The organism is Mangrovicoccus ximenensis (assembly GCF_003056725.1).
GTDB classification, from domain to species: Bacteria; Pseudomonadota; Alphaproteobacteria; order Rhodobacterales; family Rhodobacteraceae; genus Mangrovicoccus; species Mangrovicoccus ximenensis.
On the sequence record NZ_QBKZ01000002.1, the window covers coordinates 62,776 to 79,138 of the forward strand.

Annotated in this window: 11 protein-coding genes and 5 pseudogenes; 10 read left to right on the top strand and 6 right to left on the bottom strand. The window is 69.4% G+C overall.

Annotation, left to right across the window (positions count from 1 at the left end; all coding sequences use genetic code 11):
* Nucleotides 1–15 precede the first annotated feature (15 nt).
* From C7T91_RS39140 to tuf, 3 genes and pseudogenes are all read left to right on the top strand, one after another.
* Nucleotides 16–264 (top strand): hypothetical protein, encoded by a 249-nt coding sequence (locus tag C7T91_RS39140; protein WP_407943270.1) that lies wholly within the window; start codon nucleotides 16–18, stop codon nucleotides 262–264.
* A 259-nt stretch (nucleotides 265–523) separates the two neighbouring features.
* Nucleotides 524–1,091, top strand: a pseudogene (locus tag C7T91_RS31410) (hypothetical protein); the annotation flags it as partial.
* Nucleotides 1,052–2,197 (top strand): annotated as a pseudogene (tuf, locus tag C7T91_RS06630) (elongation factor Tu); the annotation flags it as partial. The pseudogenes C7T91_RS31410 and tuf, both read left to right, overlap by 40 nt.
* Before the next feature lie 619 nt (nucleotides 2,198–2,816).
* Here tuf and C7T91_RS34925 read toward each other — a convergent pair.
* Nucleotides 2,817–3,359: a PP2C family protein-serine/threonine phosphatase gene (locus C7T91_RS34925; protein ID WP_161555775.1), complete on the bottom strand. Its 543-nt coding sequence runs from the start codon at nucleotides 3,357–3,359 to the stop codon at nucleotides 2,817–2,819.
* A gap of 4 nt (nucleotides 3,360–3,363) precedes the next feature.
* Here C7T91_RS34925 and C7T91_RS32290 point away from each other — a divergent pair, with 4 nt between their 5' ends.
* From C7T91_RS32290 to C7T91_RS39145, 5 genes and pseudogenes are all read left to right on the top strand, one after another.
* Nucleotides 3,364–3,591, top strand: a complete 228-nt coding sequence (locus C7T91_RS32290; RefSeq protein ID WP_407943263.1) for a pseudouridine-5'-phosphate glycosidase — start codon at nucleotides 3,364–3,366, stop codon at nucleotides 3,589–3,591.
* A gap of 97 nt (nucleotides 3,592–3,688) precedes the next feature.
* Nucleotides 3,689–4,432, top strand: a complete 744-nt coding sequence (locus C7T91_RS06645) for a DUF502 domain-containing protein (RefSeq protein WP_108258585.1) — start codon at nucleotides 3,689–3,691, stop codon at nucleotides 4,430–4,432.
* Nucleotides 4,433–4,606: 174 nt separating this feature from the next.
* On the top strand, nucleotides 4,607–4,873 hold the full coding sequence (locus C7T91_RS06650) for a DUF982 domain-containing protein (RefSeq protein WP_236638066.1): 267 nt from the start codon (nucleotides 4,607–4,609) through the stop codon (nucleotides 4,871–4,873).
* Between the two features lie 58 nt (nucleotides 4,874–4,931).
* Nucleotides 4,932–5,645, top strand: a complete 714-nt coding sequence (locus tag C7T91_RS06655; protein ID WP_108258587.1) for a lysophospholipid acyltransferase family protein — start codon at nucleotides 4,932–4,934, stop codon at nucleotides 5,643–5,645.
* Between the two features lie 374 nt (nucleotides 5,646–6,019).
* Nucleotides 6,020–6,196: pseudogene (locus C7T91_RS39145) on the top strand (helix-turn-helix domain-containing protein); the annotation flags it as partial.
* 696 nt (nucleotides 6,197–6,892) lie between these two features.
* Here the strand turns inward: C7T91_RS39145 and C7T91_RS39150 are convergent.
* A pseudogene (locus C7T91_RS39150) lies at nucleotides 6,893–7,834 on the bottom strand (LacI family DNA-binding transcriptional regulator); the annotation flags it as partial.
* 409 nt (nucleotides 7,835–8,243) lie between these two features.
* Here C7T91_RS39150 and C7T91_RS06670 point away from each other — a divergent pair.
* Both C7T91_RS06670 and C7T91_RS06675 read left to right on the top strand, forming a co-directional pair.
* Entirely contained in the window at nucleotides 8,244–8,693 is a 450-nt protein-coding gene (locus tag C7T91_RS06670; protein WP_108258588.1) for a MarR family winged helix-turn-helix transcriptional regulator, read from the top strand.
* Between the two features lie 73 nt (nucleotides 8,694–8,766).
* On the top strand, nucleotides 8,767–9,405 hold the full coding sequence (locus C7T91_RS06675; protein WP_108258589.1) for an FUSC family protein: 639 nt from the start codon (nucleotides 8,767–8,769) through the stop codon (nucleotides 9,403–9,405).
* A 1,893-nt stretch (nucleotides 9,406–11,298) separates the two neighbouring features.
* On the opposite strand, the gene C7T91_RS06680 is transcribed toward C7T91_RS06675, so the two are convergent.
* The 4 genes and pseudogenes from C7T91_RS06680 to C7T91_RS06700 form a co-directional block, all read right to left on the bottom strand.
* Entirely contained in the window at nucleotides 11,299–11,448 is a 150-nt protein-coding gene (locus C7T91_RS06680; protein ID WP_201742007.1) for a hypothetical protein, read from the bottom strand.
* A 1,298-nt stretch (nucleotides 11,449–12,746) separates the two neighbouring features.
* A pseudogene (locus C7T91_RS06685) lies at nucleotides 12,747–13,854 on the bottom strand (transposase); the annotation flags it as partial.
* 1,160 nt (nucleotides 13,855–15,014) lie between these two features.
* On the bottom strand, nucleotides 15,015–15,251 hold the full coding sequence (locus tag C7T91_RS06695; RefSeq protein ID WP_108258591.1) for a dihydrodipicolinate synthase family protein: 237 nt from the start codon (nucleotides 15,249–15,251) through the stop codon (nucleotides 15,015–15,017).
* A 127-nt stretch (nucleotides 15,252–15,378) separates the two neighbouring features.
* Entirely contained in the window at nucleotides 15,379–16,290 is a 912-nt protein-coding gene (locus tag C7T91_RS06700; RefSeq protein ID WP_108258592.1) for an alpha-hydroxy acid oxidase, read from the bottom strand.
* Between the last annotated feature and the right edge of the window lie 73 nt (nucleotides 16,291–16,363).

Sequence of the window (16,363 nt, forward strand, 5' to 3'; positions counted from 1 at the left end):
CGCCACCAGGGCAGCCTGGCCACGATCGGCCGCAAGGCGGCGGTCGCCGATTTCGGCTGGCTGCGGCTCCGCGGCAGCCTCGCCTGGTGGGTCTGGGGGCTGGCGCATATCTACTTCCTGATCGGCACCCGCAACCGCATGGCGGTGGCGCTGAGCTGGCTCTGGTCGCATGCGATGGGCCAGAAGAGCGCGCGGCTGATCACGGAGCCGGTCCATTCCCGGAGCTCGGCAGAGCCCGCGCCCCGGCTTCACGCCGCCGAGTGAACCCCGGGCGGTCGGGGCCTTCCGGGGCCCGGGTGCCGTCCGGCCGGTCCCTCTTGTCCCCGACCGGCGTTGTTGCAGAACTCAGCGGCTTCCGGGATTAATTTTGTGAATCCCGTGGATTGAGAGCCTGCCATGGCAAAGCCTGAGCCTGCCTGCCACCGCGCCGCCAACGGGACATCCTGCAGAGAGCCGTTGCTGCGTCCTTGGTCCGAGTGCAACGGCGAACGCACTCAGGCGGCGCCGCGAAAGCCCGGTGAATGAATCGCTGGCCAGGAAGCATGGTACCCACCGCCGTCGCCAGTGCCGCAAGGGCCATCCGGCGATGGACACGGCGGCGGGCGACATCGGGGTGATGGAAGTCACGTCGAGCCGCGAGAGTGACAGCGCCGTCCTTCCCGAGCCCCCGGCCAGATCCCGCATGACGAGGAGATCGGCTCCGCAACGGGCGAGTTGCCGCCGGATGTGCCATGGCCCATCCGGCTCGGACCGATGGTGCCGCGTTGGGAAACTCCGGGCACCGCTGGCGATGCCTTCGGTACCAGCCGGTGCCATGCGGAGATCCTGGTACGTGGCGGCACGGACGATTGCGGAAAGAGGACTGCCCTGCTGCGCTGGCGCGCAACGACATCCTGCAGGCCACACAGCGCCTCGGACGGACGATCTCGAAAAGGTCGGGCTACCACGTCCGCAGCCGGATCGCGGCCGGGAGGAGAAGCCTCCAGGGTCAGGACCCATTGATTTCCTTGGGATACCGTGATTCCGGGCCTCCTCTGGAGGTGCATGGGGAATGGCAAAGGCAAAGTTTGAGCGTAACAAGCCGCACGTGAACATCGGCACGATCGGCCACGTGGACCACGGCAAGACGACCCTGACCGCGGCAATCACCAAGTATTTCGGTGACTTCAAGGCCTACGACCAGATCGACGGCGCACCGGAAGAGAAAGCCCGCGGCATCACCATCTCGACGGCGCATGTCGAGTACGAGACCGAGGCGCGCCACTACGCCCACGTCGACTGCCCCGGCCACGCCGACTACGTCAAGAACATGATCACCGGTGCCGCGCAGATGGACGGCGCGATCCTGGTGGTGAACGCAGCCGACGGCCCGATGCCGCAGACCCGCGAGCACATCCTGCTGGCGCGCCAGGTCGGCGTTCCGGCGCTGGTCGTGTTCCTCAACAAGGTCGACCAGGTCGATGACGAGGAACTGCTCGAGCTGGTGGAAATGGAAGTCCGCGAGCTGCTGTCGTCCTACGACTTCCCCGGCGACGACATCCCGATCGTTGCAGGCTCGGCCCTGGCCGCGATGGAAGGCCGCGACGACGCCATCGGCGCCGACAAGATCAAGGAACTGATGGCAGCCGTCGACGAGTTCATCCCGACCCCGGACCGTCCGATCGACCAGCCGTTCCTGATGCCGATCGAAGACGTGTTCTCGATCTCGGGCCGCGGCACCGTCGTGACCGGCCGCGTCGAGCGTGGCGTGATCAATGTCGGCGACGAGATCGAGATCGTCGGCATCCGCGACACCAAGAAGACGACCTGCACCGGCGTCGAGATGTTCCGCAAGCTGCTGGACCGCGGCGAAGCCGGCGACAACATCGGCGCGCTGCTGCGCGGCGTCGACCGTGAAGGCGTCGAGCGCGGCCAGGTTCTCTGCAAGCCGGGCTCCGTGAAGCCGCACAAGAAGTTCGAGGCCGAGGCGTACATCCTCACCAAGGAAGAGGGCGGCCGCCACACCCCGTTCTTCGCGAACTACCGTCCGCAGTTCTACTTCCGGACCACCGACGTGACCGGGACCGTGACGCTGCCGGAAGGCACCGAGATGGTGATGCCGGGCGACAACCTGAAGTTCGAAGTCGAGCTGATCGCCCCGATCGCGATGGAAGAGAAGCTGCGCTTCGCCATCCGCGAAGGCGGCCGCACCGTCGGCCGGAACTGGCGATCAGCCCGTAGAGATCCGGGTCCGAGGCCTCGATCCGGGCGAAGACGCGCTTCAGGCTCTGGATCGCCGGCTCCAGCATGTTGACGCGGATCGGACCGACCTGCTCGATCCGCAGCCGGTCCTTCAGCGCCGGGTTGGTCATCGGCTCGCAATCGTCGCTGAGCACCTCGCGCGGCTTGCCGAGGAAATCCTGCAGGAAATTGGGCGAGGCGACGGTGATGCCCTTGTTGACGTTCAGCCGGTCGGCGATCAGCACAACCTTGGCATAGGCGTCGAGGATCGGGTTCGGCCCCTCCTGGCGGAAGCCCCCCGCGCCTGGACCGGGGCCGGGACCGCCGGGCGCAGGCTGGGCGGGACGGCGCAGGCGGCTTTCCTCGAGCGCCTTCAGCCGGCCCTCGAGCTCGTCGATGCGGTCCTGCTGGTTCTCGATCTGGAAGCGCATCCGCTCGATGTCGATCCGCGCGCCGCTGTCGATGCCGCTGCCGCCTGGGACGCCGCCGGTGGGAAGCTGCAGGCGCGGCAGCAAGAGGAGCGCGGCCAGCCCCAGCGCCAGCGCGACGATGGCGGCGATCAGCCAGGGAACGGCGCGCATCGGACCTCCTTCCGCTCAGACGACATCGACGACGATGGCCGAAACATTGTCGGTTCCTCCCGCCTTCAGCGCGCGCGAGATCAGCGCCTCGGACACGGTTTCCATCGGCTCGCGCTCGAGCACGCCCGCGAGCTCCCGCGCGCCGACATGCTTGGTCAGCCCGTCGGTGCAGAGCAGGAACCGATCGCCGGGGCGGACTTCGCCGCGGATCTTGTCGAGTTCCAGCGCCTCGCCGACGCCGACGGCGCGGGTGATCACGTTGGCATGGGGCAGCTTCTCGGCCTCCTCCCAGGTCATCTCGCCGCCCAGCACCAGCTCGGCCACCATCGAATGGTCCGAGGTCAGCATGTCGAGATGGTGCTCGCGGTAGCTGTAGAGGCGGCTGTCCCCGGCCCAGAAGGCGGCGAAATGGTCGTTGGTCAGGATCAGCGCCACCACCGTCGCGCCGATCGGACCGCCGCCGCGGCGCGCCGCCTCGGCGAGGATCTGCTCATGCGCGCCGAGGATCGCGCGGCGCAGCCCCGCCATCATCTCGCCCGGCCCCGAGCTGGTGGCCAATCCGGTGCCCGAAACCGACGAGCTCCCCGCCGGCGAGATGGCGCCGGTCATCGCCCAGGCCACCCGCGAGGCGGCGGCACAGGGCATCCTCGGCAAGGCGGTGACCCCGTTCCTGCTCGGCCGCATCCTCGAGCTGACCGGCGGCCGCTCGCTCGACACCAACATCGCGCTGGTGCGCAGCAACGCCCGGCTTGCCGCGGCCATTGCCAAAGAATTCACCAGACTCGCCTGAACCGGATGCGGCTGCCCATTCCATGGGCAGCCGGCCATTGTGCGCTCCCGCCGCAATGCCTAAATTCGCTCTGTCGCGCCCTCAGGACCCCCCGCAGATGCTAGAGCCCTTCGAAGACCCCAATATCCCCCAGAAACCGCGCAAGCACCGTCTGCTTGCCAATCTGCGCGCCAGCTTCCTGACCGGGCTCGTCGTGATCGCGCCGATCGGCCTGACGATCTACCTGATCTGGACCGTCGTCGGCTGGATCGACGGCTTCGTGCTGCCGCTGGTGCCCGCGCGGTTCAATCCCGAACAGTATATCGGCATCAACCTGCGCGGCGTCGGCGTCATCTTCTTCCTGTTCTTCACCATCGCGGTCGGCTGGATCGCCAAGGGGATCATCGGCCGGTCGCTGCTCAACGCCGCCGAGGAACTGGTCGGCCAGATGCCGGTGGTGCGCTCGATCTACAACGGCCTGAAGCAGATCGCCGAAACCGTCTTCGCCCAGCAGGACACCAGCTTCGACAAGGCCTGCATGATCGAATACCCGCGCAAGGGCTCCTGGGCGCTCGGCTTCATCTCCACGCCGGCCCGCGGCGAAATCAACCGCCGCGCCCCCTGCGACGACGACCTGCTGTCGATCTTCGTGCCGACCACGCCGAACCCGACCTCGGGCTTCCTGCTCTACATCCCGCGCCGCGACGTGATCGAGCTCGACATGTCCGTCGAGGACGCCGCCAAGCTGGTGATCTCCGCGGGGCTCGTCTACCCGCAGGACCGCGGCGCCGCGCCCGCCCCCGATGACGGCGCGCTGGTCAAGATGCACGACACTGCGGCAGCGGCAGCCAAGCGCGGCTGAGCCGGTGCTGCCGGGCGCCTTCGCTCTCGGCTTCGCCACCGGCCTGTCGCTGATCCTGGCCATCGCCGCGCAAGCGCGGCGCCGCACGGGACAGCGTCGCCCCCCGGGGGCCGGCAGCGGTGCAGTCCGATGACATGCACCGGCTCTTCAACAGCGAAAGAAAACAGGAATTTGATGGAAATCTACTGGGGCGAACCGATGTCCCTCACCGAACCCGCGGGCGGCAGCCGCATCAGGATCAGCACGATCGAGCAGGCGCAGTACTGGCTCCGCCGCAAATGGCCGGTCTCCGACGTGGCCCGGCAGCGCGCCATCGGCCAGCTCGACGCGGCCATGGAGTGCATGTGCCCGGTGGGCAATGCACGCAGCGCGTTCCTGTCGGCGGCCAGGACCGCAGGCCTTGCGCCGCGGGTCGAGAGCGGGGTGCGCCATGACGCCTGAAGCGGCCGTCCGGGCCGCAACCGGACGCAGCGCCCCCGCGGCGGAGACGCCTCCGGCGATGCTCCGGCTCCGCACGAAGCTGTTCGACGGGCTCTTCGGCCTGTGGACCATGTGTCTCGGCCCCTGCATCCCGGTGCTTGCATGGCTGCAGCGGCCGGGCCTGACCCGCGCGGCGATCCGCATCTGGACCAACGGCGCCTTCGCGCTGATGCGGCTGGTGCTGGGCCTGCGCTACCGCGAGGAAGGTCTCGAGAACAAGCATCCCGGCGGGCCCTGCATCTATGTGTGCAACCACCAGTCCACCTGGGAGACGCTGGCCTTCAACCGGCTGGTTCCCGACATCTGCATGGTCGCGAAGCACGAGCTGCGGCGCATCCCGGTCTTCGGCTGGTATCTGGCGAATGCGCCGATGATCCTGGTCGACCGGGGCGCCGGCGGCCGGGCGCTGGCGGCGATGATCACCGAAGCCCGCCGCGAGGCCGCCAAGGGGCGGTCGATCCTGATCTTTCCGGAAGGCACGCGGGTCGGCGTCGAGGAGCGCTGCAAGTTCCAGCCGGGCCTGATCGCGCTCTACCGCAAGCTCGACCTGCCGGTGGTGCCGGTGGCGCACAATGCCGGCTGCTTCTGGCGCGCGGACGGCAAGGCGGCGGGAACGGTCACGCTGTCCTATCTTCCGGCCGTGCCTGCCGGGCTGCCGGCCGCCGAGGCGATGGCCGGGGTCGAGGCGCTGCTCGATGCCGAGAAGGACCGGCTGGCCCGCAGCGGGGCCTGAGGGAAGTCCTCCACCTTATCGAGCATATGTCTCTCCCGTGTCTGGGTCCGCTCCCGCCGGACCCGGCCTGTCCGGCGGGGATGCGCCTGCGCGCCCCGGCCGGTGATGGCGGGACGGTCAGTGCTGAACCCGGGATTTGCAATGCGGCAATTGCGGAAAACCCCGCCGGAGCGGGCCGTTTCTGACCAAAGTACGAGACGGAACCGGCCGTTTCCGGGGATGCCGGTAAGGAAAGGTAACCAAATCACATTGCTGTTACGCTGTTCATCGGGGTAGAAGCCGGGATAGGGTTCCGGTCGCGGGGCGGTCCCGGAACCGGGTTGCGGATTGAGGCGGCCCGGGGACGGCCGGTGAATTTCAGGGAAGGGGCGGCCATGTCGCGCAGCGCATTGACCGGCACGCGGATCCGCGAGCGCCGCACGCTTCTGGGGATGAAACAGGCGGAGCTGGCGCGGGCGGTGGAGATCTCGCCCTCCTATCTCAACCTCATCGAACACAACCGCCGCCGGATCGCAGGCAAGCTGCTGGGCGAGATCGCCCGCGAACTGCATGTCGAGGTGGCGCAGCTGACCCGCGGTGCCGAGGCCGAGCTGCTCGACCTGCTGGGGCAGGCAGCGGCCGATCTGCCCCAGGCCGGGGCCGAGCTTGACCGCGGCGACGAGTTCGTCGGCCGCTTTCCGGGCTGGGCGGCCGTGGTGCAGGCGCAGCATCGCCGCATCCAGGACCTGCAGGACCGGATCGAGGGGCTGAGCGACCGGCTGAGCCACGATCCGCGGCTGTCTTCGGCGATGCACGAGGTGCTGTCCAAGGCCACTGCGATCCGCTCGGCGGCGACGATCCTGGTCGAGACCGAGGATATCGACGAGGCCTGGCGGCGGCGCTTCCACCGCAACCTGCATGGCGACAGCCTGGCGCTGGCGGAAAGCGCGCAGGCGCTGACCAGCTTCCTCGACGGCGAGGACGAGGCGCGCACCGAGGCGGGCACGCCCTGGGAGGAGCTGGAGCTGTTCCTGGAGAGCCAGCGCTTCCATTTCCCGGTGCTGGAAGAGGGCGGCGCGGCGGAGGCGGTGCTGGCCGAGGCGACCGAGCTCACCGCCCCGGCGCGGGAGCTGGCGCGGCACTATCTGGAGCGCTACCGCCGCGAGGCGGCGATGCTGCCGCTCGCAGCCCTGCCGCACCGGGCCCGCCGAGGCGCGCTCGACCAGCCGGCAGGACAGCTCGATCCGCCGCGGCAGGAAGGCGGCGTCGTCGAAATGGTCGCGCAGCAGGTCGATCGCCACGGCACCGATCTCGCGCATCGGGATGGCGACCGAGCTGAGCTTGGGGTCGAGGAAATCGCTCTGCGGCAACCCGTCCATGCCCACCACCGAGACCTGCCCCGGCACCGCCACGCCCATTTCGCGCAGCGCCATCAGCGCGCCGATCGCCAGGCTGTCCCCGGCCGCGAGGATCGCGGTGAAATCGGTGCCGCGGGCGGCGACATGGCCGCGCAGTGCCTCTATCGCCGCTTCCGGCGTCCAGTCGGCGGCATCAAGCACCAGATCGCGCCAGCCCTCGCCCAGCACCGGCAGCACCTCGTCGCGCCAGCCATCCATCCGCCGCGCGATTGTGCGCCGCCCCGGCCGCGACAGGAACAGGATGCGCTCATGGCCGAGGCCGCGCAGGTAGCGCGTCGCCAGCGCCGCCGCCGCGCGGTTGTTCGGCACCACGCTCGACAGCCCCATGGTCGGGTCCTCGCCATTGACCAGCACGATCGGCTTGGCGAAATCGCGGATCGGCTCCAGCAGCTCCTCGTCGTCGATGGTCAAGAGCAGCACGCCCGCGACCGCCGGATCGGCAAGCGCCTCGCCGAGCATCTTCCGCTCTTCCTGCGGACCGCCGATCGCCCGCGTGTCGAGCGTCACCCCGAGCGTCGCCGCCCGCGTGCGCAGCCCTTCGAGCACATGGGCGGTGAACTGGTTGCGCTGGTAGTCGATCATCGCATGGGTGCTGGCCGCGACGATCATCGTCGTGCCCTCGAAATTCGTTGCGGTGCTGTAGTTCAGCGCCTTGGCCGCGGCCTGCACCTTGGCGCGGATCTCGGGCCGGACCCCCGGCGCGCCGGCCAGCGCACGGGAGACCGTGCTGGGAGAGACGCCGCATTGGGCCGCCAGGTCGCTGAGGCGGACTTTCTTGGACGGGTGGTGCATAGGGACCCTCGCAGCGGCGGAACCCGCCTGCAAAAAACTTTCATCTGGTGCAATTTGAGCAAATATTGCACAGTCCCGCCACTGCCGCAAGCGAAACGGCCTGCCGCGCGCCGCCCGGCGGCGCTCCCGGCCGCGCCAGCCACGGCACCCCCGCTCGCTCGAATGGCGCAAATAGGTCGATAGCGTTGCACATGTTTTCGTTCGGTATGCTATTAATTTGAAAGTCTATCTATTAGTAATAGCTATGGTCATTTCTGTAGAACTGGGCCGCGACACGGACAAGATTCTGATAAGAAATTTTTTTCGGGGATCTTGTCGGGCGATGGACCCGCGTTTCTCCGGAACCGCCCCCCTTGCCAGCCAGGATGCGGTCATTTAGATAGTCGACCTATCTATTGGGAGAACGGCAATGTCTCGTCCCGGAAAGCGGGAGGACCTGGGCCTTCAGCTCATCACCGTATCGCGACGCTACCGCCGCATGATGGACGCAGTCTTCGCCGAGCACGGGCTCAGCGATGCCTCCACGCTGCCGCTGCGCTTCCTGATCCGGCAGGACCGGCCCTACCGCCAGAAGGACCTGGCGGAGGAGCTGGACATCGAGGGCCCCACGCTGGTGCGGGTGCTCGACACGCTGGTGGCGCAGGGCTTCGTGCAGCGCGCCGAAGATCCCGGAGACCGGCGGGCCAAGCTGGTCACCGCCACCGATGCCGGGCGCGGCTTCCTCGCCGCACTTGCCGGCCGATTGGACTTGCTGCGCGGCGAGATCTTCGCAGGGGTCGACGAAGCCGATGTCGACAGCGCGCTGACGCTGCTCGCGCAGCTCGACGCGAACATGCAGGCGCTCGGCCGCCGGGACTGATCCCGCGGGCCGGGCCGGACAATTGCAGACCCGAACCTCCGGTCGCGGGACCGGGACAGGAAAGGCATGACCAATGACGAAAGCAGAGCTCGGACGGGCGCTGTCGCTGGGCGCCGCGGCCTGGACCGCCTTCGCGCTGGCAACCGCCCTTGGAATCGAACACGCCTTCTGGGCCTCGATGCCGGTCTGGGTCGTCGCCCAGCCCTGGCGCGGCGTGATCTTCGAGCGCGCGCTCTGGCGGCTTCTCGGCACGGTTCTCGGCGGGGCAGCCGGGCTGGCCCTGCTGGCGCTCTCCCCTTCCCCCTGGGCCACCGCGATCGGCATGGCGCTGCTTCTCGCGGCCGGCGCGTCGCTGACCCATCTGTGGCAGGGCGTGCGCAGCTACCTGCCGCTGATGAGCGCGATCACCGTTGCCGTGGTGGTGCTCCCGGCGATGCTCGACCCGTCCGGCGGCCTGGAGCTCGCATGGCCGGGTTCGCGCCGAAGGCCGCCGGTCCTTTCGGGCGCGGCGATCCTGTGCCGCGCGGTGGCGAAGGTCCTGTCCGGCCCGCCGCTGCGCCAGTGGTCAGGGCCCGATGGGCGACGGCGGGCGGGACGGTCTCGGCCGTCATCGGGATGGCAGCGCTGGACTGGCCGGTCCGGACGTCTCCACGCTCAGCCTATGGCAGAGCGGGACGGGGCTGCCGTAGTTCCTCGAAGGATTGCCGTCTAGGTATCGTCCCGCCGTGCTCCAGGCCTGCTGAAGACGGCGCCGGCGTCAAAGTCCCCGGCGAAGGAAGAGGGGCCGTGGCGCCAGCGGCGCCGCAAGAGCCCGATGAATGGACGGCCAGGGCACAGGCCACGCATCGCTGCCGCCAGCGCCGCAAGCTCTGCCCGGCGGGGGATACTGCGGCGGGCGGCATCCGGGAGGGCTTCGCCTCCGGCCACGAGGCCAACGGCCCCGTTCGCCGGAAAAGCGATCGCCCGGACCTTTTCCGGATCCGGCTCATATCTCGACCCGGCTCCGGCATCCGCTCCAGGTGCGCCGCAGGGACAGGCCGAGCTGCTCCGAAGTCCGCAGGACCCCGTTGCACGCGCTCCGGCCATGTCGGGCATCCATAGGTCCGCGTTGCGATGCGGCGGAATGATTGCCGCTGCATCATGCACCTCGCCGGTTCGCCCTGCCGCAGCGGCAGAGGGAGACGTGACGCTGGCGCCAGTGCTGCCGCGAAAACCCGCCGGAAAATGGACGTGGCCAGGCCCTGCGGCGGTTCCGGTGGCCCCCTTCGATTGCTCGCGGACACTGGGGCACCGACCGCCATCGCTCCGGGGACGATGCCGAATGGCATCAATGCGGCAGGCGAAAGGCTTCGGAGCAATGGCCGCGACAGTGCGCATCATGGCACAGGCGCAATTATGGCAGCGCCAAGCGGCGCTGTCGCGGGTCCGCCCTGACCGGTGGCGCGGTTCGCTCACGGCGCAGGATCCGCCTCGGCATCGACGGGAAAACGCAGGAGATCCGGGCCGTCGAGGTCACCTCCGGCAATGCCGGTTCGCTCGGACCGGCGCGGGATGCTGCCTGACCTGCCTGCCCGGATCCCGGCGGACGGGGAGATCGCCGCCGTCGTCGGCGGGTTGCCAGCGGATGCGCCGTCGCCCATCGGGCGCCGGCGCCGTGGCAGCTCCGAGCATGGCTTGCCCCGCCGGGGCGCCCCCGGCCCCTGCCCGGCAATCGCCTCCCCAAGCCGGTCTGCCCCGAACCCGGCCTCGGCGGCGGCATGACTGCTTGGCGGGCGATCGTTTCCCGGAAGGACCGCAGACCATCCCCGCTCCTGCAGCACGACCCCCTGCGTGCTGATGGCCGGACGCCTGGCGCCAGCCTGCGGCGATCGATTTTCACCAAGCCTGTTCGGTCCTCGAAGCTTCCGCGGAAGATTTTCCGCTGTCGCGGACCGGCACGGACACCCGGCGAGCTTCGGCCTTGGCACCGGAGAAATCCTTGCAGGCAGGGCGCGCGGTTCAGCCCCTCTCTTCCTGTCGCCCGCTGCGCGAGGCTCCCTCCCGCAGCCAGTCAGCCGATGCCGGTCCCGCCGCGATGGCGCGGTTCCGGCGCGCCGTGTCCACACGGCTTTCGGACCTGGGGCACGGGACCGCTCATCCTCGGCCAAAGCGCGCCCCGGAGCGCGGGCCAACTCTGCAGCGTCCCGCCGTCCGGTTCCCGGACCGCACCCCGCACTGCCCTTGTCAGCGGACCGGGCGATCTGCCCGGGAAACCGCCGCCGCCGGAGACCGATTGCCAGATTCCCGACGGCACGGGGCGTCCAACGGGCCGGGCGCGGGAGGCCGATGGCAAGGGGCGTCGGCGCCCCTTGGCCCGGCACCGCTTCTTGCGTCCGGACGGTCGCGGCCCAGGGCCGCAAACCAGATGCAAATCGCCCGCACCGGAAAGACCACGGCCGACGCTTTCCAATCAAGGACCCCATGGCCGATCAGGGACGCGCCAAGGGCTGCCGCCCCCCCTTTGCAAGGGTCGCCGGCGCGGCCTTGCGGGGTCCTGCACGCACAAAGGAAAAGGGCCGCAGCGGTGTTCCGCTGTGGCCCTCCTGTCCGTCCGGATCGCCTGTGATCAGCCGACCGACCACCAGCCGCGCCGTTTCGGCTTGGCTGCCGCGGCATCCGCTTCGGCGGTTTCCAGCTCCTGCTCGGGCGCTGCCGCGGGAGCGGGCGCCGGAGCAGCCTCTTCGGCCGGTTCCGCCGGTGCTTCGGCTGCAGGCACTTCGGCAGGAGCCTCAGGCGCCGCAGCTTCCGCCGCCGGTTCCTCTGCGGGAGCTTCGGGCAGCTCTTCCGCTTGTCCGATCCGGAACTGAAACCCGTCCGTTGGCGTCCGGCCTCCCGCGACATGATCCGCCCGCCGACGCGCTTGACGCGGATCATCCGGGCCGTCTCTGCCGCGCGCCTGGCGGCAGGCCGGATTGTTCCGCAGCGCCCGGCCGGACATCGCCTTGCCCGCAGGATGGCAGCATGGCACCGCAGGTTGCCGCATGCAGATGCCTGCTGGCCGTCCCGATGGCCCGGACAGCAGGCATCTGCGGCAGAAACCCGGGCAACGAGGCGGCCCGCGAAACGGTCCGGGCAGGCCGCGCTTGCCGGCATGCCACGCCATTCCCGGATCAAAGGACCCACGTCTCCCGAGCGGCGCGCCTGCCGTCGCCGCCAGCGGCAGGACCGACGGCGCCGCATGATCTCGCCAGGGGCAAGGGTTCGGAACGCGGCCGGTCCGCCCCGGAGGAGGACCGAACGGATTTCCCCCCCGATATGGGCGACAGGCCCCAGCCTCGGGCGCGCGCCCAAAGACGCCGATGCAGCCGCCCTGCTTCAGGCAAAGCTGCAGACAGAATGCGACCAGCTTGGAAAGCGTTTCGGAGACCGTGCGATGCGCCGGGCCGCCTTGCCCCGGTCCCGGAAACTCCCCCGAGGATGGCATCGCGCCCGGCACCGCATCGAAGCGAGCACCGAAACCGCCAGCACCGCTGCTCCGGTCCCCTTCCGCCCTCGACACGCATGTTCGCATGCGGAAACCGCAATCGGTGGCCTCCGCTTCCTCTTGAGGTCAGCCCCGCCGGGACTTGTGCCCGTTCGCCTGTCTGCACCTTTGGCGACCGGAGCAGGCCATTGTCCGGGCCGTGCAGCGGAGCATTCCGTTCGGCCTGCCGGCCTTCACACAATGGGAAGGCGGCCTCTTGGACATGCCCGCGCGACGGCTGCGGCCGAGCCTCAGGACCGGGTCCGGGACGAGGTCCCTCGGTCAGGACCCGCTCGGCGATCGCTGCGTCCAGCGGCTTCCGGCCCATCCAGTTCCCTGCACATGCGGCCCGTCCGCATTCGGGCCGAAGATCGGTTCCCCCGCCCGGACCCACGTGGCAGAGGTAGGTCTCCGGACCGTCATGGACCAGCCAGTGCCGCCTCCAGCCATCAGGTCGCGGACGGGCTCCGGCAGGCAAATGGGGCTCTGACTCAATTTTGATGCAGGCCGCGCATGTAAGATCGCCGACCTTCGGAGAGGCCCGGATCTGATCAGGCGGCTGCGGCGGGCAGCCTGATGTTCCGAGTTTCGGTCACGCGGGCGAGGGGTTCAAGAGACATGTATCTCCGAGCCACGGCCCATTCGCCGTTGGTCTCGAGCAGTTCGGCATGTGGCCGCCATGGGTCCGAGGCCCATGCCGGACGTGCCGGCGAGGCGGATGATGGCACCATCGTTCGGAAAGATCCCGATGACGTCGGCGCGGCGCTTGATCTCGCGGTTCACCCTTTCCAGCGGGTTGGTCGACGCGATCTGGCTCCAATGCTGCCTGGGGAGTTCGCGCCGGTCCGCCGCAGGCGGCGAACCGTCCGGGGGACGGTTCGAGGCAAGAACGGGCGGAGCCCCATGCAGGCAAGGACATCTTCGCGGATGCCGTCCATCATTTCGCCGAGCTTCGGCCGCTTTTCCCTCAGCGCGTCGGCAACGGCAATCCACTGGGCTTCCGCCTCGGCCTTGGCCTCCTGCGCAAAGATGGCCTTCGGCATCGCCGCCACGGCCGTACGCTGCTTGGCGGGAGCATGGGCGAGCGCGTTGCGCATCCAATGCAGTGAGGCAGTGGCCGCCGTCGCCCATCGGGCTCGGACCGATGGCGCCACGATGGGCAACTCCGGGACCGCTGCCGAACGCAGCGCCGGTGGGTGGCGCTGAACACGCGGCGCGCGGCGGCGCCGAGACCGCGGCGGGCGGCGGCAATCACCAGATTGACGCTGCGCAAACCGCGATCGGCCAAGGTGCGCAGGAAATCCGTCCGGAACGTTTCGGCTTCCGACGGGCCCGTGGCGACGCCCGGCACCTCGCGCTTGCCGTCCTCGTTGACGGCCACGGCGAGCATCACGGCCTTGCTGATGATCCTCCCGCCCTCGCGGACCTTGAGGTACGTCGCATCGAGCCAGAGGCATGGCCAGGCGCCCTCCAATGGCCGCGTGAGGACTGCGTTCACCCGCTCGTCATCTCCGGACACAGGCGGCTGACCTGGCTTTCCGACATGCCGCATTCGTCGGGCGGACCGTCCACTGGACGCTCCGCTGATCCTCCTCATCCCATCGCCTTGACCAAGCCGTCCACCGACCGGGTCGAGATGCCTTGCATGTAGGCCTCCTGGAACGAGCCATGTCGCGCCATTGGTCCGAGTGACAATGGCGAGTGGGCGCTGTTGCAGGGCTCAGCGGCTTCCGGGATTCACGGCGTGGCTCCGGCGGGGCGAGAGCCTGCCATGAGCAAGGCCTGACGCCGCCCGCTACCGTACCACCAACCGAAATGCAGCCCTGAGCCGTCGATGCGCCCTTGGTCCGAGCGCAAGGTCGAACGCGCTTAAGCGGCGCGGGGCACGGCTCGTCTGGCTGGACAAGGACATGGCCTGGCTCGTGACGAAGATCGGCAAGACGGGATGTCCGCCGGCATTCCTGAACAAGGAGGATCGGCAGACGGTCCGGGGACAGTCCGGTCCGATCCGCGAAGGCGGCAAATCCTCCGCGGAGGATTCCTGGCCGGACGGGCGGCGCCCTGCCCGGCGCATGCCGTCCCGTTCCGCGTCATGGCGAAGGTCCTGTCCGGCCTGCCGCCGCGCCAGATCGGGCGATGGGATCGCCGCGGGCCCGCGTGAGTTGCCCATCGCGGCCCCATCGGTTCGGGCCCGATGGGCGGCGGCGCGGCGGAATTGCCGCCAGCATCCTCGAAATGGCAGGCATGGACTGGCCGGTGCCGGACGTCTCCACGCTTAGCCGGCGCCGATGCGGGACGGGGCCGTGGCGCCAGCGGGGCCCCGAAAGCCCGATGAACGGCAAGCGCTGCATCCGCCCCCTAAATTCCGATTTCAGGTGTTTTCGAGGGGGATAGCGCCGGCGGGGCGTGCCGGTGTCCGAGCCCTTGGGCAAACATGACGCCGCACAGAGCGCTTCTTGATGATTCACGGCATGTTGCAGGCGAGGGGCGTGCCGGGAGGCTCTGCCTTGGAAAGGGGCTTGAGCGCCATCGCGCTCCCCCCGCCCACGGCCCGGAGAGCCGTGCCGGCCCGCGCATTGCCGATTCCGAACCAGCAAGGCCGAAGAAACCTGCCCAAGTTTCCGCTGGTCATGGCACCGTCGGACGCAGCCGCGCGGCTGCTCTCCCGGCAACGGGCATCGATGTTCCGCCTGAACCTGCGACTTGTCACATGGCGAAGGGCGCCAGCTGCGATGGCGGCAATCCCGCCTCCGGAAGCGGAGCCATGACGGCCGGCGGCGCTGGCGCATATGGAGACGCCGGCGGCGGCTCGGGCGAGCTCAGGCCTCCTGGCATGGGCGCCAGGTCCCGATGCGGCACACGCGCACCAATTGAGGCCCGGACCGCGGCCCGGGAGCGGTCAGCGCGGTGGCCTCGCCGGTGCCGCCGATCGGGGCCAGCCCCTCCGTGCCGGCCGCGACCAGCGCATTCGCCAGATCGGCGGCAGCCTTGCGGTCGATCCGGCCGGTCCCGAGAAGCGGGGTCGGCGTTGCGGTGACGATGCCCGAGAGTTGCATGGGGGCGGTCCTTCCTGTTGTCCTGCCTCCCGTTCTGCGTCCGGCAGTCCATCCATCAAAGGAAAAATCGTAGCCTATACGAAAAAAACATCCTTTGAGGGTGCCGGGCTGCCGGATTGCCCGGAATTCAGGCGGCGTCCTTGTGCTGCGGCGCTGCCATGCCGGGCAGGTCGCCCCGGTCGAGCCCCGACAGGATCATCGCCTCCTGCAGCTCTTGGAGCAGCCCGGCCAGCGCAGTTTCCGCCCCGGGCTCGCCTGCCGCGGCCAGTCCCCAGAGCGGCAGGCGGCCGGCCATCACGCCCGCGGCCCCGGCATGCAGGTATTTCAGCACGTCGAGCCCGTGGCGCACGCCGCTGTCGGCAAGCACCGTCACGCGGCTGCCCACGGCCGCGCAGATCGGCGGCAGCAGGTCGATCACTGCCGGACAGGCATCGAAATTGCGGCCGCCATGGGACGAGACGACGATCCCGTCTGCGCCGAATTCCGCCGCCTTTTCCGCGTCTTCCGGGGCGCAGACCCCCTTCAGGACCAGCTTGCCCTGCCAGCGGTCGCGGATCCGGGCGATCTCGTCCCAGTCGCGCGGCGGGGCGAACCCGATGCGGGCGTCGTCCGGTGCGTGGGTCAGGGTCGGGCGGCTTTCCGCGGGATAATGGCCGTGCGCGGGCATGCCGCCCTTCAGCAGTTCGGGCAGGATCACCCGCATCGCCCAGGGCGCGTGCAGCGCCACGTCCAGAACCGTGCGGGCGCGCCAGCGGAACGGCATGCCGAAGCCGCGGCGGCTGTTCCAGTCCTTGCGGATGGCGATCGGCGTGTCGAGCGTCGGCACCAGCACCTCGGCGCCCGCATCGGCCGCCTGGCGCATCAGCCCGTAGCTCAGCTCCTTGTCGTTCCAAGTGTAGAGCTGCATCCAGATCCGCGCTTCGGGCACCGCCTCGCGGATCGCCCAGATCGGCGTGACCGACTGGGTGGAGAGGCAGAGCGGCAGGCCGCGCCGGGTGGCGGCGCGCGCCAGCCGGGTCTCGCCGTCGCGCTCGACCACGTTTGTAGCAGGATTTGTGGCAGAGGCCCTTGGAGTGCAGGAGTTTCCTGCATTTTCATGGCGCTAGAGGGGG

Coding starts and splice junctions, on each gene's coding strand:
- C7T91_RS06675 (WP_108258589.1), top strand. CDS start 8,767: ATGACGAAAGCAGAGCTCGGACGGGCGCTGTCGCTGGGCGCCGCGGCC.
- C7T91_RS06650 (WP_236638066.1), top strand. CDS start 4,607: ATGGAAATCTACTGGGGCGAACCGATGTCCCTCACCGAACCCGCGGGC.
- C7T91_RS06655 (WP_108258587.1), top strand. CDS start 4,932: ATGCTCCGGCTCCGCACGAAGCTGTTCGACGGGCTCTTCGGCCTGTGG.
- C7T91_RS06645 (WP_108258585.1), top strand. CDS start 3,689: ATGCTAGAGCCCTTCGAAGACCCCAATATCCCCCAGAAACCGCGCAAG.
- C7T91_RS06670 (WP_108258588.1), top strand. CDS start 8,244: ATGTCTCGTCCCGGAAAGCGGGAGGACCTGGGCCTTCAGCTCATCACC.
- C7T91_RS06695 (WP_108258591.1), bottom strand. CDS start 15,251: ATGCAACTCTCGGGCATCGTCACCGCAACGCCGACCCCGCTTCTCGGG.